Consider the following 239-nt stretch of genomic DNA (forward strand, 5'->3'; position numbering starts at 1 on the left):
ACGTAGGTGCCATCTTGATCTAATGCGAAAGTGACAGTATAAGCGATCAAGTGCCCCCTATTTTGCGGAAAGACTCGCCGGCCATTAATTCTGGCCGGCTGATTGTGCCACCCAGTCGGCTGCCACGTTTGTTCAGTACGTGACTCGGACCGGCCAAGGTTCTTCTCTGACAGATAGGCGGTAGCGGCACCAGCACGATTAAGTTGATCCAAATTGCTGTATTTAATATGCTCATTTTT

General features: G+C 49.4%; 1 protein-coding gene. It reads right to left on the reverse strand.

The genetic code is table 11. From position 1 onward, the window contains the following. On the reverse strand, positions 1-239 hold a 239-nt coding region (locus FC90_RS08870), incomplete at both ends, for a DNA/RNA non-specific endonuclease (protein WP_201781116.1).

The organism is Latilactobacillus graminis DSM 20719, assembly GCF_001436415.1.
GTDB classification, from domain to species: Bacteria; Bacillota; Bacilli; order Lactobacillales; family Lactobacillaceae; genus Latilactobacillus; species Latilactobacillus graminis.